At 63.8% G+C, this 17,930-nt stretch carries 12 protein-coding genes; 5 read left to right on the forward strand and 7 right to left on the reverse strand.

Annotation, left to right across the window (positions count from 1 at the left end; genetic code table 11):
* Positions 1-7 precede the first annotated feature (7 nt).
* Positions 8-763: a class II aldolase/adducin family protein gene (locus L9B60_RS24240; protein ID WP_249673502.1), complete on the forward strand. Its 756-nt coding sequence runs from the start codon at positions 8-10 to the stop codon at positions 761-763.
* 4 nt (positions 764-767) lie between these two features.
* On the opposite strand, the gene L9B60_RS24245 is transcribed toward L9B60_RS24240, so the two are convergent.
* Positions 768-1,724, reverse strand: coding sequence for an alpha/beta hydrolase family protein (locus tag L9B60_RS24245; protein ID WP_249673503.1), 957 nt, complete (start codon positions 1,722-1,724; stop codon positions 768-770).
* 408 nt (positions 1,725-2,132) lie between these two features.
* On the opposite strand from L9B60_RS24245, the gene gltS reads away from it, so the two are divergent.
* Positions 2,133-3,344 (forward strand): sodium/glutamate symporter, encoded by a 1,212-nt coding sequence (gltS, locus tag L9B60_RS24250; RefSeq protein ID WP_249673504.1) that lies wholly within the window; start codon positions 2,133-2,135, stop codon positions 3,342-3,344.
* A 42-nt stretch (positions 3,345-3,386) separates the two neighbouring features.
* On the opposite strand, the gene L9B60_RS24255 is transcribed toward gltS, so the two are convergent.
* From L9B60_RS24255 to L9B60_RS24265, 3 genes are all read right to left on the reverse strand, one after another.
* The gene (locus tag L9B60_RS24255) at positions 3,387-3,620 is read right to left on the reverse strand and encodes a DUF6555 family protein (protein ID WP_349631956.1); all 234 of its coding nucleotides are present in this window, start codon (positions 3,618-3,620) and stop codon (positions 3,387-3,389) included.
* A 78-nt stretch (positions 3,621-3,698) separates the two neighbouring features.
* The gene (locus L9B60_RS24260) at positions 3,699-4,106 is read right to left on the reverse strand and encodes a MarR family winged helix-turn-helix transcriptional regulator (RefSeq protein ID WP_249673506.1); all 408 of its coding nucleotides are present in this window, start codon (positions 4,104-4,106) and stop codon (positions 3,699-3,701) included.
* Positions 4,107-4,109: 3 nt separating this feature from the next.
* The gene (locus tag L9B60_RS24265) at positions 4,110-4,832 is read right to left on the reverse strand and encodes an HPP family protein (protein ID WP_249673507.1); all 723 of its coding nucleotides are present in this window, start codon (positions 4,830-4,832) and stop codon (positions 4,110-4,112) included.
* A 126-nt stretch (positions 4,833-4,958) separates the two neighbouring features.
* Between L9B60_RS24265 and ligD the strand changes: the two genes are divergently transcribed.
* The 3 genes from ligD (at position 4,959) to L9B60_RS24280 (ending at position 11,147) form a co-directional block, all read left to right on the forward strand.
* On the forward strand, positions 4,959-7,481 hold the full coding sequence (ligD, locus tag L9B60_RS24270) for a DNA ligase D (RefSeq protein WP_249680044.1): 2,523 nt from the start codon (positions 4,959-4,961) through the stop codon (positions 7,479-7,481).
* Between the two features lie 66 nt (positions 7,482-7,547).
* Entirely contained in the window at positions 7,548-9,683 is a 2,136-nt protein-coding gene (locus L9B60_RS24275; RefSeq protein ID WP_249673508.1) for an ATP-binding protein, read from the forward strand.
* Positions 9,684-9,776: 93 nt separating this feature from the next.
* Positions 9,777-11,147 (forward strand): MFS transporter, encoded by a 1,371-nt coding sequence (locus L9B60_RS24280; RefSeq protein WP_249673509.1) that lies wholly within the window; start codon positions 9,777-9,779, stop codon positions 11,145-11,147.
* A 396-nt stretch (positions 11,148-11,543) separates the two neighbouring features.
* Here the strand turns inward: L9B60_RS24280 and L9B60_RS24285 are convergent, their stop codons facing one another.
* The 3 genes from L9B60_RS24285 to L9B60_RS24295 all read right to left on the reverse strand — a co-directional run bounded on the left by L9B60_RS24285 (position 11,544) and on the right by L9B60_RS24295 (position 17,915).
* A complete protein-coding gene (locus L9B60_RS24285) occupies positions 11,544-12,938 on the reverse strand; it encodes a DUF1254 domain-containing protein (protein ID WP_249673510.1) in 1,395 nt (464 codons plus the stop codon).
* A 40-nt stretch (positions 12,939-12,978) separates the two neighbouring features.
* The gene (locus tag L9B60_RS24290; protein ID WP_249673511.1) at positions 12,979-15,330 is read right to left on the reverse strand and encodes a tetratricopeptide repeat protein; all 2,352 of its coding nucleotides are present in this window, start codon (positions 15,328-15,330) and stop codon (positions 12,979-12,981) included.
* Between the two features lie 74 nt (positions 15,331-15,404).
* On the reverse strand, positions 15,405-17,915 hold the full coding sequence (locus L9B60_RS24295) for a fused MFS/spermidine synthase (RefSeq protein WP_249673512.1): 2,511 nt from the start codon (positions 17,913-17,915) through the stop codon (positions 15,405-15,407).
* Positions 17,916-17,930 lie beyond the last annotated feature (15 nt).

The raw sequence follows: 17,930 nt of genomic DNA on the forward strand, positions 1-17,930 counted from the left end.
AACAACAATGAGCAAGCCCGAAACCATCAGTGATGTCGAATGGCAGGCCCGCTGCGATTTGGCCGCGCTGTACCGCATGATCGCGCACTTTCGCATGACCGATCTGATCGACACCCACTTGACCCTGCGTGTGCCGGGCCCCGAGCACCATTTTTTGATCAACCGCTACGGTGTGCTGTTCGAACGCATGCGTGCCAGTGACCTGGTATTGATCGACCAGCATGGCAAGGCGGTGGATGCCGCCGGGCAGGCACTTGCGGTCAACGCCGCAGGCTTCGTGATCCACTCGGCGGTGCACATGGCGCGCCCGGACCTGAACTGCGTGATCCACACCCACACGGCCGCCGGCATCGCCGTCTCTGCCCAAGAACAGGGGTTGTTGCCAATCAGCCAACACGCGCTGAAGTTTCACGGCAAGTTGGCGTATCACACCTACGAAGGCATTGCCCTGTCGCTCGATGAGCGCGAGCGGCTGATCGCCGACCTCGGCCCGCACCGGGCGATGATATTGCGCAACCACGGCCTGCTGGTGGGGGGCGGCAACGTCGCCGAGGCCTGGCACGAGATCCACTTTCTGGAGCGTGCCTGCCAGGCTCAGATCCAGGCCCTGGCCGGCGGTAGCAAACTGACCTATCCCTCGCCCCAGGTGTGCGAGCACACCGCCAAGCAGTTCGAAAGCGAGGGCATCGAGACGATCATCGCCATGGCCTGGGCGGCGGCGTTGACCTTGATCGAGGACCAGCGCGAATCGTATTGCTCTTGAATGCTTAGTGGCTGAAAGCGGCGCGCGCGGCAGCCGAAGGGAACACGCAGCGCACGTCGTGGGCGCAGCCGGGCACCAGGGTCAGCGGGTGGTTGGGGTCTTGCTGGGCATAGGCCTGCCCCCGCTGCAAACGATACGGGCCTTGGGCCATGGCCGCGCAGCTGCGGTCCAGCACGCGGTTGGCGGTGCCCTTGCCGGTGCCTTGGTCTAATTCCCCCAGCAGGTAATGTATGTCGGCCGCCGCGTACTGCGCGCGGGCCTGTTCGGCGCTGCGGCCCAGCCAGTCGGGCAATTGCGCGGTGCCGTATTTCCATTGGTTCAAGGCCGGGCAGTCCGCGCTCGGGTAGGGGCGCTGATCGCTGAAGTACAGCCAGGTGCCGGGGTCGGCGACCACGTAGCGCACCGTCACCCCCTTGGGGGCCATGGCGGCGAAGCCGATGTAGTGCTGCACCATTTGTGCCCCGGCCGAAAAGCCGGCCAGGGTAATCTGGTCGACCTGTGGCCATTGCCGATGCACCTCGGCAATCAACGCATCCATGGCCTTGAACGCGGTGACTTGGGGCGCATTGCTGGCGGGCGCCCCGGCCAGCCACGCGCCGCAAGACCACAGCAGGTCGCCGGGCTGTGCGCTCGGTTCACCTGGGCTTTGGCACTTGGCCGCTTGCGCGGCCGGCACTTGGAACAGCGGCGAAATCACCAGTGGCGAAGACTGGGTGGCCAGCCCCGCCTCAAAGGTGCGCTGGGCATCACGCGGGTGGCCGTGCAACACGATCAGCGCGCGGCTGGCCGCAGTGCCCGGTGTCAGGGAGCTGTAGTAATGCAGCGTACCGTGGCCGGGCAGGGGCTCCACGCTTAGAAATTGCGCTGCCTGGGCGCCCAGGCTCACACACACGGTCAGCGACAGGGCCATGGCGCACCGGTGCAACGTGCTGCTGGTTGAGCGGGGCAGGGGGACGGACATCAGCACGCACGGCCTTGGAAAGAAGTGGCCTTTAGCATGGGGGCTTTTACGGGCATTCAGCAAGCGGAGCATCGATAATATCGAAATGTTTTGTAACTTAAGGCGCCGGTATTACGAACTCATCGACGGTCGTTCGTAACACTTTAAAAATGTTACATAATAGTAGTGTCGCGTGCCTAGAGAGTTCGTGGTGATTGGGGTAAGGTGCTGCGCGTTCGTCACTGGTAGTATTTTGAAAAACACAGAAGTTAGTCAATCGGCCGATCAAGCGTGTTCTTTGATTCAATTTAATATCCGTCCTGAACATTGAAACTCCAATACTAAACAGGGGTGAGGATACGACATCCCATCCACAGGCGGGAACAAGGAGCGAGTCCGCTTCTTCATGAAATAGAGAGGACTGTTCCAATGCTTCAACTCGATTTGTATTCAACGTTAGTGGCCGCCTCTTTGGTACTTTTGCTTGGGCGTGGGCTAGTCGCTCGGGTCGGCTTTTTACGCACTTATAACATTCCGGAACCTGTGGCCGGTGGGCTAGTGGTCGCGATGTTGCTGTTGGCGTTACGCGTGCTTGCCGATATCGAAGTTCGATTCGACTCTTCCTTGCAGGCCCCTTTGATGTTGGCGTTTTTTGCCACCATTGGCTTGAACGCAGACTTTGCCAGCCTCAAGAAGGGTGGGCGGGTACTGGGTATTTTCCTGCTGGTGGTAACGGCGCTGTTGTTGGTGCAGAACGCCATGGGTATCGGCTTGGCCAAGGCATTGGGGCTTGATCCGCTCATGGGGTTGTTGGCCGGCTCCATCACCTTGTCGGGCGGGCACGGCACGGGCGCTGCGTGGGGGGCGGTATTCAGCGAGAAATATGGTGTGGCCTCGGCCTCGGAACTGGCCATTGCCTCCGCCACCTTTGGCTTGGTACTGGGTGGTTTGATTGGGGGGCCGGTGGCTCGCCTGCTCATCAAGCGCGTCCAGACACCTGGCGGTGGGCAAGTGGAGCCGCGCCTGCCAAAGGGCTTCGAACAGCCGAACCAGGAACGCATGATCACGTCGTTCTCGTTTATCGAGACCCTGGCGTTGCTCGCGATAAGCCTGCAGGTGGGTACATTCCTGAGTGGGTTTATTCAAGGCACGGCGTTTGAGTTGCCCACGTTCGTGTGTGTCTTGTTCGTCGGCGTAGTGCTGCGCAATGGCCTGTCGGCGTTGGGCTGGCATCAGGTGTTTGAACGTGAAGTGTCCGTGCTGGGCAACGTCAGTTTGTCGTTGTTCTTGGCCATAGCGTTGATGTCGCTCAAACTCTGGGACCTGGCCGCGCTTGCGTTACCGATTTTCATCCTCTTGGCGGCGCAAGCGTTGATGATGGCCCTGTTCGCTATTTTCGTGACGTTCCGGGTCATGGGGCGCAACTATGATGCGGCAGTCCTGGCCGCCGGGCACTGCGGTTTCGGGCTGGGTGCCACGCCCACCGCCATTGCCAATATGCAAGCGGTGACGCAGCGCTATGGCCCCTCGCAGATTGCCTTTCTGGTGGTGCCGATGGTGGGGGCGTTTTTCATTGATATCACCAACGCGATCGTCATCAAGCTGTACTTGGCACTGCCTTTCCTGAGTTCGGCGAGCTGAGGCGTCGGGACATCCGTTCAGCGGTGCAGCACTGCAACCCCGTTACAGGGGAAGGGGCGACCAACTGACCTGGTCCAGCCCGATAGCCAGCGCCTGTTGTTTCATGGCGCTGGCCGTGCTGCGCTCGAAGCTCAAGCCAGTGGCCAAGCCTACGCCGGAGTGCAGCGAGGCGTAATAGACCGCATCGGCGTCACTCATCAATGAGTCCCTCTGAACAAACCGATGATGGCGACCGTGCAGGCGGTAGCGAATTTCGAAACTGTGCAATCGTTGCATGTCATCACTCCAAAAGATGGGGTTCTGACCGAGAGGGCAATGTGCCAGTTCCGTAAAATTTTTCGCACCCGCAAACAGCTAGCCGGAGAACGGCAAACGCAGGCGATTCCCCGAAGTCTTTAGTTCCTCGCGGTGTATGGCGGCCAGCTTTGCCAGCACCGCCCAACCTTTCTCGGTCAGGCTGACCTGCACTTCACGACGGTCCAGTTCGCCGCGCTGGCGTTGCACCAGGCCCTGGGCCTGGCAGCGTTTGACCAAGGCGACGGCACCATGGGGCACCATTTGCAGGCGCTCGGCCAATTCGCCCACGGTGGCCCAGTGACGCTCGGCAAAGCCTTGGGTGTGCAGCATCAATAGGTACTGCTGCGGGGTCACCCCATGGGCCTGGACGGCCTCTTCGCTAAAGCGCAGAAAGCGTCGCAACTGGTAGCGAAACTCCGACAGCGCTTCGAAATCCTGCTTGTGTAGCGGGTCGGTATCGGGCATGGGTCAGGCCGCCTTGGGCATGAGGGCATCGGTACGAGCCAGGGTCTGCTCGATAATGGTTTGCAGGTCTTCGGTATCGATGTCCAGCAACTCGTCGCGCTCCTCCAAGACTTGCTCCAGCGCTTGGCGCACGGCCTGGTGGGTGAGCCTGCCCTGGGCGGTGGCGCTCACCGCAGGCGTTGCGTGGGCGTGGGGGTAGGGGTGGCGCGTGAGTGCATGGTAAACCAGCGCGCAGCCCAGTAGGGCCAAGGAGTTGAGCAGCACCGGGTCGAACACGAAGTGGTAACCGGCGGCATGGATCGACGGGCCGCCCAGCACCGCGGTCAAGGCCACGGCGCCTGACGGTGGGTGCAGGCAACGCAGCGCCAGCATCAGTGCGATGGTGCTGCCCACAGCCACGGCAGCGGCAATCACCAGGTCGCTTATCCAGAGTGCGCAGGTAACGCCCACCAGCGCCGCCAGCAAGTTGCCGCCGATCAATGCCCACGGCTGCGCCAAGGGGCTTGCCGGGGCTGCGAACAACAGCACGGCAGAGGCGCCCATGGGCGCGATCAACAGCGGCAGGTCGGAACTCAGGCCCACGGCCCAGGTGGTGATCAGGCTGGTCAGGGCAATGCCCAGCAGTGCACCCACGCAGGCGCGCAGGCTTTCGCGGCGCGTCACGTGCAGGGAACCGGGGACGAAACTGCGCAACCAGCGCAGCAGGGAAGGGGGCAGTGATTTCAAGGGGTGTACCAATGCTGGATTTTTTTGATGGCTATTTATATCACATCGTGATGTATGCCGTGTTTGTTTGAACAAGCGCGCAAGGCCAGGTTCAAAGTGTGATACCCCTGAGCGTGAGGCACGATGATGACCAAGGCGCTGGACGATTACGCGCGCAAGCGCGACTTCGAGGCCACCCCGGAGCCCTCCGGTGCCAAGGCGCGGCGGCGCTCGGGCAAGACCGCCCACGCCTTGCAATTCTGCATCCAGAAGCACGACGCCTCGCACCTGCATTACGATTTTCGCCTGGAGCTGGGTGGTACCCTGAAAAGTTGGGCGGTGCCCAAGGGGCCGTCGCTGGACCCCAAGGTTAAGCGCCTGGCCGTGCACGTGGAAGACCACCCGCTCGACTACGCGACGTTTGAGGGCAGCATTCCGGAAGGGCATTACGGGGCCGGCGAGGTGATCGTCTGGGACCGCGGCGTGTGGGTGCCCCAGGGTGACCCCGCCGACAGCTACGCCAAGGGCCGGCTCAAGTTCGAGCTGCAGGGCGAAAAGCTTGCGGGCCTGTGGAACCTGGTGCGCACGCACATGCCGGGCAAAAAGGAGCAGTGGTTCCTGATCAAGCACGGCGACGACCAAGCGCGGCCGCAGGACCAATACGATGTGCTCCAGGCGCAGCCCGACAGCGTGCTCAGCGAGCGCACCCTGGTGCCCCGGCACAAAGCGGCGGCGCCCAAGCAAGAGGTGAAGCAACCGGCGCCGTCCCGCCCATCGCGCAGCACCCAGATCACGGGGGGGCAAAAGGCGGCGTTGTTTGCAACCCTCAAGCCGCAGTTGGCAACCCTGGTGGACCAAGCCCCCGAGGGTGATTGGCGCTACGAGATCAAGTTCGACGGCTACCGGGTGATGGCGCGGGTCGAGGGCGATCAGGTGCGCCTGTTCACCCGCAACGGCCATGACTGGACGGCGAAAATGCCGGAACAAGCCAAGGCCCTGGCCAAACTGGGCCTGGCGTCAGCCTGGCTCGACGGCGAAATGGTGGTGGCCAACGAGCAAGGCGTGCCGGACTTCCAGGCCTTGCAAAACGCCTTCGAGGCCGGGCACAGCAGCCACATCCTCTATTACCTGTTTGACCTGCCTTACCTCAACGGTGTGGACCTGCGCCAGACACCGGTGGAGCAGCGCCGAGGCGCGCTGAAAAAATTGCTCAAGGGCTATAAGGGCCACACCTTGCGCTTCTCCGACGACTTCGACGAATCGCCCGAGTCGCTGATGAACAGCGCCTGCCAAATGCAGATGGAGGGGCTGATTGGCAAGCGCCTGGGCAGCCCTTACGTATCACGCCGCAGCAGCGACTGGATCAAGCTCAAGTGCACGCGCCGCCAGGAGTTCGTGGTGGTGGGCTTTACCGAGCCCAAGGGCAGCCGCAGTGCGTTTGGTGCCTTGTTGCTGGGTTTGCATGACGAAACCAACGGCCAGTTGCGCTATGCCGGCAAAGTCGGCACGGGGTTCAACGAGACCACCCTGCGCAGCATTCATGAGCAGTTGGTGGCGCTGGAGGTGAAAAAGATTCCAGTGGCCAACCCACCCAAGGGCGTCGAGGCCAAGGGCGTGCACTGGCTCAAGCCACAGTTGCTGGCCGAAGTGGCCTTCGCCGAAATGACCCAGGAAGGTTCGGTGCGCCACGCGGTGTTTCATGGCCTGCGCACCGATAAACCGGCCCGGGCCATCACCGAGGAGAAACCCACCATGCCTGCCGCATCCGCCAGCAAAAAAGCCATCAGCCCAAGCGACGTGCGCATCACCCACCCCGACCGGGTGATCGACGCCAGCAGCGGCATCACCAAGGGCCAGTTGGCCGAGTATTACTTACGTGCCTCGGGCTGGATCCTGCCCCACCTCAAGGACCGTCCGGTGGCCTTGGTGCGCGCCCCAGATGGCATCGCCGGTGAGTTGTTCTTCCAGAAGAACGCCGAGCACCTGGCCATTCCCGGTATCACTCAAATCGACAAGGCGCAGGCCGGCCACCCGGCGATGGTCATCAACAACGTCGAGGCCTTGGTGGGGGCGGTGCAGATGAATGCCGTGGAGCTGCACACCTGGAACGCCACCACCAAGGACCTGGAGCGGCCAGACCGCTTCATTCTCGACCTGGACCCCGACCCGGCCTTGCCGTGGAAGGCCATGGTGGAGGCCACTCAACTGACCCAGACGGTGCTCGATGAGCTGGGCCTTGTGTCGTTTCTCAAAACCAGCGGCGGCAAGGGCTTGCACATCGTGGTGCCGATCACGCGCAAACAGGGCTGGGATGAGGTCAAGGCGTTCAGCCAGGCCATCGTGCAACACATCGCCAAATTGGTGCCCGAGCGTTTTTCGGCCGTCTCCGGGCCCAAGAATCGCGTGGGCAAGATCTTCATCGACTACCTGCGCAACGGGCTGGGCGCCACCACCATCTGCACCTGGGCCGCCCGCGCCCGCGAGGGCCTGCCGGTGTCGGTGCCGATCTACCGCGAGGAGGTGGCCGAGATCAAGCAGGCCAATCGCTGGAACATCGCCAATGTGCATGAGCGCCAGGCGCAGGTGGGCGATGCACCGTGGGCGGAGCTTACCAAGACCCGGCAGAGCATCACCGCGCAGATGCGCAAGCGCATTAAAGCCAATGTGTAGGCAACCCAAGGCGTTACTGGCACTATTGCTCCCATTCCCCAGCCCGTATTCCAATTGAGCCGTTCGATGGACTTTTTAGCACACAACCATGGCTGTTCCGGCTGGAGCAGCGAGATGGCCGAACGGATTCGCACCTACGACTGGTCTCACACAGACCTGGGCGCGATATCGGATTGGGGCAGAAGTTTGCGTACTGCGGTGCAGTTCCTGCTGGCCTCACCGTTGCCCGTGGTGATGCTCTGGGGCCGCGAAGGCTACATGATTTACAACGATGCCTATTCGTTGTTCGCCGGCGCTCGCCATCCTTACCTGTTGGGCAAAGCGGTGGAGATGGGCTGGCCAGAAGTGGCCGAGTTCAACCGCAACGTGGTCGACACCTGCCTGGCCGGTGGCACGCTCACCTATTTCAGCGAAGGCTTGGTGTTGCTGCGCAACGGCCGGCCCGAAGACGTCTGGATGGACCTCTACTACAGCCCCGTGGCGGGTGACGATGAGGCGCCGGCCGGGGTGATGGCCATCGTGGTGGAAACCACTGCCCACGTGTTGTCCGAGCGCGGCCGGCAAGTGGCGGAGCAGGGCTACCGGGCCGCCGACGAACGCCTGCAACTGGCGTTGAATGCCGGGTCGCTGCTGGGCTGTTTCGTCTGGGATATTACGGGTAATCGGGTGTCGGGCGACGAGCGTTTTGCCCGCACGTTTTCGCACCCCCTCGAGCTTTCACAGGATGGCCTGCCCATTGAGGTGGTCACCGAGGTGGTGCACCCCGACGACCTCGAACGCCTGAACCTGCTGATAAATGCCGCCACGCAACAGGGTGGCCCGTTTCGCGCCGAGTACCGCATCAGTCGCCCAGAGGGCGGCTATATCTGGGTACTGGCCAGCGGGCGCTGCGAACTGGATGAGCACGGCCAACCCTTTCGCTTCCCCGGCGTGATTGTCGATATCCATGAGCAAAAGATGGCCGAGCAAGCGTTGATCGCCCTGTCACGGACCCTGGAGCAACGGGTGGCGCAAGAGGTGCGTGCGCGCTCGGCCGCCGAGGATCAATTGCGTCAATCGCAAAAGCTTGAGGCCATCGGCGGCCTGACGGGTGGGATTGCCCATGACTTCAACAACCTCTTGCAGGTGATTGCCGGCAACCTGTACCTGCTGGCCCGGCAAGAAGCCAATAACCCGGTGGTGCAAAAGCGCGTGAACGCGGCGATCACCGCGGTGGACCGCGGGGCCAAGCTGTCCTCGCAACTGCTCGCATTCGCCCGGCGCCAGCCACTGACGCCAGCGGTATACACCCTGCCGGCGCTGCACGAAGGCCTGGGCGAGTTGTTGCAACGAGCGCTGGGCGAAACCATCCACCTGGAAGTGCAGATGCCGGTCGAGCCCTGGAGCCTGCGGGTCGACCGCAACCAGTTGGAGAATGCCGTGCTCAACCTGGCCCTGAATGCCCGCGACGCCATGGGCGGCGAGGGCACGATCTGGATCAGCGGTGAAAACCGAGTGCTGGACGGTGAATTTTGCCGGGGCAAGGAACTGCACCCCGGCGACCACGTTTGCCTGACCGTGACGGACGCTGGCAGCGGCATGGCGGCAGATGTGTTGTCGCGAGCCTTCGAGCCGTTCTTCACCACCAAGGCCCAGGGCCATGGCACCGGCCTTGGTCTGAGCATGGTGTTTGGCTTCGTCAAGCAGAGTGGCGGCTTTATCGACCTGACCAGCCGCGTGGGCCAAGGCACCCGGGTGCAGATGTTCTTTCCCCGCAGCCATGCCCCCCAGGCGCAGGTACACGCGCCTGTGGACGAGGCGGTGACCGGCGGCAGCGAGACGCTACTGGTGGTGGAAGATGACGCCTTGGTGCGCAATGCCGCGGTCGAGTTGTTGCAGCAATTGGGTTACCAGGTGCACGAGGCGGCCAATGGCGACGAGGCCATGGCGTTGCTGCGGGGCGGCCTTGAGGTGGACCTGATCTTCACCGACGTGGTGATGCCGGGCGTGATCAAAAGCACAGACCTGGCCCATTGGGCACGCGCCTGTACCCCACCGGTACCGGTGTTGTTTACATCCGGGCACACCCGCGACCTGATCGCCGAAAACAATGAGTGGGGCGCCGAGATTTTGTTGCTGAGTAAGCCCTACAGCCCCGAGGCCTTGGCCAGCCGCGTGCGCGAGGCGCTCACGGAGCCGCGCCAGGGCGTGGGTAGCACATGAATAATTGCGCTGCCTGGCATATGGGCGATGAAATTTATCCGCCCCCCCGGTAGTCTCTACGGTTTGACTGCCTTCAAGGGATGACCTGCCTCAATGCCCCTTTTAACTGACGGCTTGCCCAGCCAGCAACGCATACCCGCCGTGATTGCTATTTCCCTTGCCGTGGGCATGGCTACGCTGGACACCGCGATCGTCAACACGGCCCTGCCGACCCTGGCCAGCGGCATCGGAACCGACTCGGCGTCAGTGATCTGGGTGGTCAACGCCTATCAGTTGGCGATGGTTGCCACGGTGCTCCCGTTCGCCTCCCTGGGCGAGGTGCTGGGCCACCGCCGCGTTTACCTGGGCGGGCTGCTGGTGTTTATCGTGTCGTCACTTTTGTGCGGGCTGGCCTGGTCACTGCCCACGCTTGCGGCCATGCGCGTGGTGCAAGGCCTGGGGGCGGCGGCGATCATGAGCGTGAACACCGCCTTGCTGCGCTACATCTACCCCTCGAAGATGCTCGGGCGGGGTTTGGGCTACAACTCGCTGGTGGTCGGGCTGGCGTTCACCGCCGGGCCGACCGTGGCGTCAGCCATCCTGTCGGTCACCACCTGGCATTGGCTGTTTCTGATCAATGTACCGCTAGGCCTGCTTGCCGTGGGCCTTGGGCTGCGTAACCTGCCGCATATAGACCGGGCGGTCCACCCGTTCGACCGCACGGCCGCAGTGCTCTGCTCCGGGCTGTTTTCGTTTTTGGTGCTGGGCCTGGGCACGGCGGTGCAGGGCGGCCATGGCGTGTTGACCGGTGTGCAATTGGCTGCGGCCCTGGCCTGCGGCGTGCTGCTGCTCAAGCGCCAAGCCGGGCACCCGGCGCCGATGCTGGCGGTGGACTTGTTCCGCCGCCCGGTGTTCGCGCTGTCCAGCGCCACGGCGATCTGCTCGTTCACCGCCCAAGGCCTGGCGTTTGTCTCCCTGCCGTTCATGCTGCAAACCGAACTGGGCCACAGTCAGGTGGCCACCGGCTTTCTGATGACGCCCTGGCCGGCCGTGGTGGCGTTGATGGCGCTGGTGGCCGGGCGTTTGTCCGACCGCGTGGCACCGGGGCTGCTGGCGGGCATCGGGCTGTTCACCATGAGCCTGGGCATGGCCGCGTTGGCGCTGCTCAGCGTGGGCGCCAGCGACCTGGACATTGCCTGGCGCATGGCCCTGTGCGGCGCCGGCTTCGGCTTTTTCCAGTCGCCGAACCTCAAGGCCATCATGACCAGCGCCCCGCCCGAGCGCAGTGGCGGGGCCAGCGGCATCGTCGCCATCTCGCGGTTGTCGGGGCAAACCTTGGGGGCCTCCCTGGTTGCGCTGTGCTTCCACCTGTTCTACAACGGCGGGCCCCAAGTGGCTCTGTGGCTGGGCTGTGCCTTTGCCCTGGGCGGCAGCCTGGCCAGCGCCTTGCGCCTGATGCACCCGGCAGGAAGGGTGAGGGTGTAACAAGGCAGGCCAAGGCATGCTGCAATAGAGGTGGGAGCGAGCTTGCTCGCGATGCGCCGTGCGAGCGGCGCTCGATCTCAAGATTATTGGAACAAGCACTCACAAAGGTCTGCCTTGCGATCGCAACAGGGCCAACCGGTGCATGCCTGGGGTTTTTTGCTGCCCTTCAGACCGCGCGCCGCCCACGCGGCGCATCGCGAGCAAGCTCGCTCGCACATTTGTGCTGGGCCAAAAAAAATGGCCAGCACCATGGGCGGGGGTACGCCGGTGTTGGCCATTCAAAGGGCAGTCAGGGCTTCGCGTTCCTGACAGCAGTGATGATAGGCGGGAGGTAGCTAGTTAGCTAGCTATCTTCCGGTAAATATTCATTGCGCCTCGCGCAACAATAGCCAGGCTTCAATCCACGCGCTCGATCTTTGGCGATTTCCAACTGCCCTCCAGCAGCGCTGCCTTGGGCCAGTAATAGCGCATGGCTGCCATGAACGGCCCATTGGGGGTGGGCAGCCAGTTGGCCTCTTTGTCCTTGCCTGGGCTTTCGTGTTGCAGGTACAGGGTGAGCCCGCCATCGGCATCCATGGCCAGCCCCGGCAGCATGGGCGAGTTGATCAAGTAGCGGTTGAGCGGGTTGTCCACCAGTAGTTGGCTGGGCAGGGTGTACATCGTCAGCGACCAAAAGGCGTTGACCGGTGGCTGCTGACCCTTGGCAAAGCGCAATAGATATTTGTGCTTGCTGCCGTCTAGCGGCTGGCCCGTGGCGTCGTTGTCGTAGATAGGGTACATCGCCTCCTCGCGAGAGTTGGCACCGATCCCCATTTGCGCTCCGGTGGCGCGGGTCACGTAGTTATTCTTGAGGAAAGCGCGGGTGCCGAACAGCGTATCGGTCTTGCCACCCAGGGACTTACGCAAGGCGTCAATCTGCTTCTGGCCGTCCTCCATGCCATTTTTCAGCGCCGCCTGCTGGGCTTGCGGCAGGGCACTCAGGTCGAGCGGTTTGCCGGGCACGATGCCAATTTCAGTGAAGCGTTTGCGCAATGCCGCTTCGCTGGGGTGGGTGGGTGCGAACTGCAACAAGAAGGCCAACTGGTTGAAAAACTCAAGGTTGGTGCGCTCGTTGCTGGCGGCGATTGGCTTGATCCATTTGATGTCGGCGGGGGGCTTGGGAGGCTTACTTTTTGCAAACGCTGATAACGGCTGTACGGTGTAGCCCGCTTGCAGTTTTTTGACGTTGTCCAGGTCAGCCGGGTTGAACAACTGGGTGCGGCCTACCACCGAGACCAGGTCGGTTTCGGCCGCGATGACCTTGTCGATGCCGGCCGGTTTTTTGCCGTGCCAACGGGGCCCTGCGATCAGGTAGGTGCCACCCTGGTTGCCGGTGGTGCGGGTGCCAATGTAGTCGAAGTTGAAGGTGTAGAGGTCCATCAACTGGAACACGAAATAGCGGTTTTTTTCCATCTTAGGCACATGGATCACGATGGGCTCGGCGCGTAGGTCCAGGCCGATGAAGGAGTAAGGGGTATCGGAGTTGGGCGTGACAAATGCGGTGTCGGCTGGGGTGAACACCCGCGAGATATTCAGGATGCTGTTGAACGGGCCTTTGTATTGCGGGCTGTCCTTGTCGATGGAGAACGCGTACATCACCCGATAAGTGTCGACCATGGGCGTGCCGAACAGATAGGCCTGCTTGGCGATTTCGCGCGTTTGCGCCGTCGTTGGGGCTGCGCTGGCGTGTAGCGCAAACGCCAGTAATACTGCGGTCGCCAGGGTGCTGGCGAACAACCATTTTTTTAACATGCGACGCTCTCCCTGTGTGAGTCAGGGAGAGCGTAGCCCATCATTTTGGTGGGGGTTGCAACACCGGATCGTCTGGGTTGATCTGCGCCAGCGCTTGCAGAAGTTGCCGCGCCGCCTGCCCCTTGCCCTGTTCCTGGTAGTACTGCGCCAGGGTCAGGCGCAGGTCGCGGTTGGCCGGGTGGCGCGCCAGGGCGGCCTGCAGGGTGTCGTTGGCCGGTTGCAACTGGCCGCTGTCGTGCAAGGCTATGGCCAGCACGAAGCTGTATTGCACGTTGTCCGGTTCAAGCGTGGCGGCCTGGCGCAGGCTGGCGATGGCCTCGGGCATCTGTTTGGCGCGGATCAGGCGCAAGGCGCGGGTGTGCAGCAGCAACCCGGACTCGGGGTGGGCCTTGACGGCCTGATCGAGCAGCGTGGTGGCTTCGCTGCCGCGGCCATGGTTGTCCAGCCACTGGCCCAGGGCGACGGTGGCCGGGAGGAAGTCCGGATCGCGCACAATGGCTGCGCGCAGGGCCGGTTCCACTTCGCTGGAGCGACCGCTGGCCTGGTAAAACATGGCCAGGTTGAGGTTGGCCTCGGCCCGTTCGGCCAAGGCTTTTTGCACCGCTTCGTACTCGGCGATGGCGCTGTCCCAGGCCGGTTGCGCCACACCCAGCCCGACCAGCCCGGGGTTGAGCAGATCGCGTGCGGCGGCGATGCGCACGGCGCGCACCGGATCGCTTAGCAGCGGTACCAGATAAGCGCTGCGCTGCATCGGCTCGACCAGGGCGCTCAAGGCATGCACGGCGCTTTCACGCACTTGCGGCGCGGGGTTTTGCAGGTCGCGGCCCACCAACTTGAGCGACAGTGGCGTGGGGTAGGTGGGCACTTCGGCCAGCAGCGTGGCCCGGCGAATGGCCGGTAGGTTGTTTTGTTGCAGCAACGTGGTCAACGCCTGGGCGCCGCCGGGCTGGCCGCCACGGATCAGCCACAAGCCTTCGTCGTAGCGCGGTGGCTGGGGTTTGTCGACGCCGTACCACAGGCGAAATTGTTCGCTGACCTTGCTGGCGGCCGTGTCCTGGTGGCAACCGAGGCAGGCATCGGGGGTGCCGAGCTTTTGCGCCCGCGGGGGGTTGGGCAGGCTGAAACCGTGGTCATGGCGGTAGTCGTTGACCATGTACAGCTTGCCGGGCATGTGGCAATCCACGCACTGGGAACCGGGTTGGCCGGGCTGGTGATGGGTGTGCTCGGGCGAGTCGTAGTTCTTGGCCTGCAAGCCGCGCCCGTCGACCGTGTCATAAGGCGTTTTGCCGGCGGTGTTGTGGCACTGCAGGCACACGCCATTGCCGCTGGCCTTCAGTTCGCTGCTGTGGGGGTTGTGGCAGTTGCTGCAGCGCACGCCCTTGTCGAACATCTTGCTTTGCTTGAACGAGCCGTCCTCGAACACCTCCTCCTTGATCTTGCCGTCCAGGGCATACAACTCGCGGGTCAGGGTGGCGGGCAGGTAGTCGTCCATCAGCCGATTTTTATTGGCGTAGCCGTCGTCCAGTGGCGCGCGGCGGGCGTGGCAGCGGGCGCAGGTCTCGATTTCGCTGGTGGCGTCCTTGGCCGCCAGGTTTACCTCAAAGCCCGCGTTGGCCACGGGTGACTGCTTGGCCGCCCAGGCCAGGTGATTGGACGCAGGCCCATGGCAGGCCTGGCAGCCCACGCCCAGGCTGTTCCAATGGCTGGCAAAGGTGTTGCTGGCGGCATCGAAGTTGCGTTTGAAACCGGTGGTGTGGCATTCCACGCACATGAAGTTGGCGTTTTGCGAAGGCTTGCTCCAGTGCAGTGGGTTCTTGAAGTTCACGCCTTGGCCGGGGTACAGGTGGAACCAGCGCTTGTGTTCGGTATCCCAGGCCACGCCCAAGGCCTGCAGGCGGCCGCCTTCGGCCTCCAGCAAATACTGCTGCAACGGCGCCACGCCAAAGGTATAGGCCACCTTGAAGTCGGCAGGCTGGCCATTGGCGCCGGGTGTATTGACCCAGAACGCCTGGTCTTTTTCAAAGAAACGCACGGCTTCCTTGTCGCCCTTGAACGTCACGTCCTTGAAGTCGCCGAGCACGGTGGCGGGGGTGGCCGCCTGCATCGCCATCTGGTGGTGCGAGCCTTGCCAGTCCTTGACCTGTTGCACGTGGCAGCCCTGGCAGGTGCTTTCGTCCACCCACTGTGCCGCAGGTGGCGGCACCGGGCGGGCGGCGGCTGCTGGCGGGCTGGCCTTGACGACCACGGGGGCTGGGGGCGGTGCCTGGATAAACCACCACAAGCCGATCACCGCCACCACGGCGAGGCCGGCGATCAGGCTGTAGATGAGGTTGTGCGAAGTGCGGTGAGGGCTGGAATCGGTGCGGCCTGGGTGTTGTTTTTTTGTGGGCATAGCGACTTCCAATGTCTGTGAACTGCCTGAATCACCCAGGCAGCTTTGTCGCGTGCGCGGTGCCTGTCAAGCCTTCAACGCGCATTGCCCATGAACCAGTCGAAGTAGGGGTTGGTGCGGTCCTCTTCCAGCACCGCCTGCATGTCCCGGGCCCAGGCGCTGCGTTCGCCCTGGTAGGCGTGCAGGCTGGCGCGATAAAACAGCCTGAGGCGCTGGGTATGGGTGGCCAGGCGTTCATTGAACATCGGGTTTGCATTGTTGATCGGCGGCGGCTGGTACAGGCCGAGCAGCGCCGGCAGGGTGCGGGTGATCTCGCCCGGGCGCACCCAGGGCGCGTATTCGATGTGCGGGCGATCGTCGGTCACCGCCGGGGCATCGCCGGCAAAGCGTTCCAGGCCCTGGCGATCGGTCAGCCAGGTGGCCAGCAACGCGGGTGCAGAACTGATGCCCACGGCCTGCAAGGCGTCGCGCACGCTCGGTTGGTTGAAGCGCGCGGTGATGATGTCGGCGTCCAGGGTGATCGGGGCCAGCGAGCCCACCAGCAGGGTTTCGTGGAACTCGCTGGTCCACAACGTGGCGTAGGGGAACACGTCGAGGAAACTGCGCACCAGCGAGCGGCTCTCCTCCAGGTTCTGGGTAGGCAGGGGCAGCCATTGGGCGACCAGCCCGTTGGGCTCCAGGCGCCGTGCGGCCAATTGGTAGAAGTCCCGTGAATACAGGTTGACCACGCCTGCGGCGGAGGGCGGCGGCGGCTCCAGGGTGATCAAGTCGTAGGCCTGGGGGTTGCCGAGCAGTTCGCGGCGGCCATCGCGTAGGCGCACCTCCAGGGCCGGATCGCTGCCAGCGCCGAAATTACCCTTGAACAGCGGCGCGGCTTGCACCACGCCGGGCAGCAATTCGGCCACTACCCGGCGCTCAAGGCCTGGGTATTGCAGCAGCGCACCGGCAGTGATGCCGGTGCCAAAGCCGATCACCAGCGCCGATTTAGGCTCGCCGGTATGGATCAACAACGGCAGCAACGCCTGGATGCGCATGTAGCGTAGCGACGGCATGGCATCCCCCGTGTTGCTGACACCCTGGATGTACAGGCGGTTGAAGGTACGCGCGGCGTTGCCTTGGGTGACCACCGCGACGGTGCCGCCACGGCCCTCCTGGTAGAACGCCAGGTGGCCAGTGCGGGCGCCGGACAGCAGCCCGGCGAGCTTGTCCACTGGCGCCAGCACGGCAACGCCCAGGGACACCAGGGCCAGCGCCACCACGGCCTGGCGGCGGCCCTTGGCAACGCTGGCGCGGTTCCACACGGCAACCACGCCGATCAGCGCGGCGATAATCGCCAGCGCCCCCAGGCTGCGCACCAGACCCAGCCAGGGCGCCAGCACCAGGCCGCTGAGCAGCACGCCGACGATACCGCCCAGGGTATTGAGCGCCAGCACCGCGCCCACGTCGCGGCCCACGTGCCCTGGGCTAACGCTCAGGCGCAAGGCCAGCGGGAAGGCGGCGCCCAGTAGCAGGGTGGGCAGGAATACCACGCCTAGGGCTGCCACCGTGAAACGCGAGAGCATGCCGGCCATCTCGTCGCCGCCCAGCAGGGTGACGAAGGCTTCGGCCTGGGTTTGCAGCACCACCAGCCAGCGGCCCAGCAGGGCGATCTCGACCAGCGCGATCAACCCGGCCCCGGCGATCAGCAGGGCAAACAGACCCCAGGGGTCACGCACCTGAGCGCTGCGCCGGGCCACCAGGGCACTGCCCAGCACCAACCCCAGCAGGTAGGTGGCCAGCACCACGGCGAAGGCGTAGGTGCGGGTGCTCATGAACTGCACGATGGACTGCGACCACACCACTTCATAGCCCAGTGCCACGCCGCCGGCGATGGCGTACAGCAGCAATGCCAGGCGCGCCTCGACGCTGCGCGGCTGGGCCTGCCCGCTCACCACCGGTACCGCTGCTTGGCGTAGCAATGCCAGGGCCAGGCCTGCGGCGATCAGGTTGAGCACGGCGGCCGCCAGGGCGCTGCCACGGATACCCAGCAGCGGGATCAACACAAAGGCGGCGAGCAGGGTGCCGACGATCGCCCCGGCGGTGTTGGCGGCGTATAACAGGCCGCCTGCGCGGGCGGTGGTTTGCAGCGCCAAGGCCAGCGCGCGGATCAGCACCGGCAGGGTGCCGCCCATCAGAAACGCCGGCACGCCGACCAGGGCAAAGGGCAGCAGCCAGGCGAGCAAACCGGCCTGGGCCTGCAGCCGCACGAACCATTCGGCCGCCGGTGTCAACAACCAGGTGCAGGCTACGCCCAGCACTGCCACGGCCACCTCCAGCCCGGCATACAGGGCCACGGGGCGGGCCAGGCGATCTGCCCAGCGGCCAAAATAATAACCACCCAGGCCCAGGCCTGCGAAAAACGCGCTGATGCCGGTGGTAATCGCGTACACCTCCACGCCCACCACCAGTGACAGTTGCTTGATCCACAGCACCTGGTACACCAGCGCGGCGCAGCCGGACACCAGCAGCACCAGGGCCGACAAGGTGATTCCATTCACGGGGGTTGCAACGGCACTGCGGCGGGCGTTTGCGGGAGTAGAGGTCATGCGATGCCTTAAATT

It is taken from the genome of Pseudomonas abieticivorans (assembly GCF_023509015.1).
Lineage (GTDB): Bacteria > Pseudomonadota > Gammaproteobacteria > Pseudomonadales > Pseudomonadaceae > Aquipseudomonas > Aquipseudomonas abieticivorans.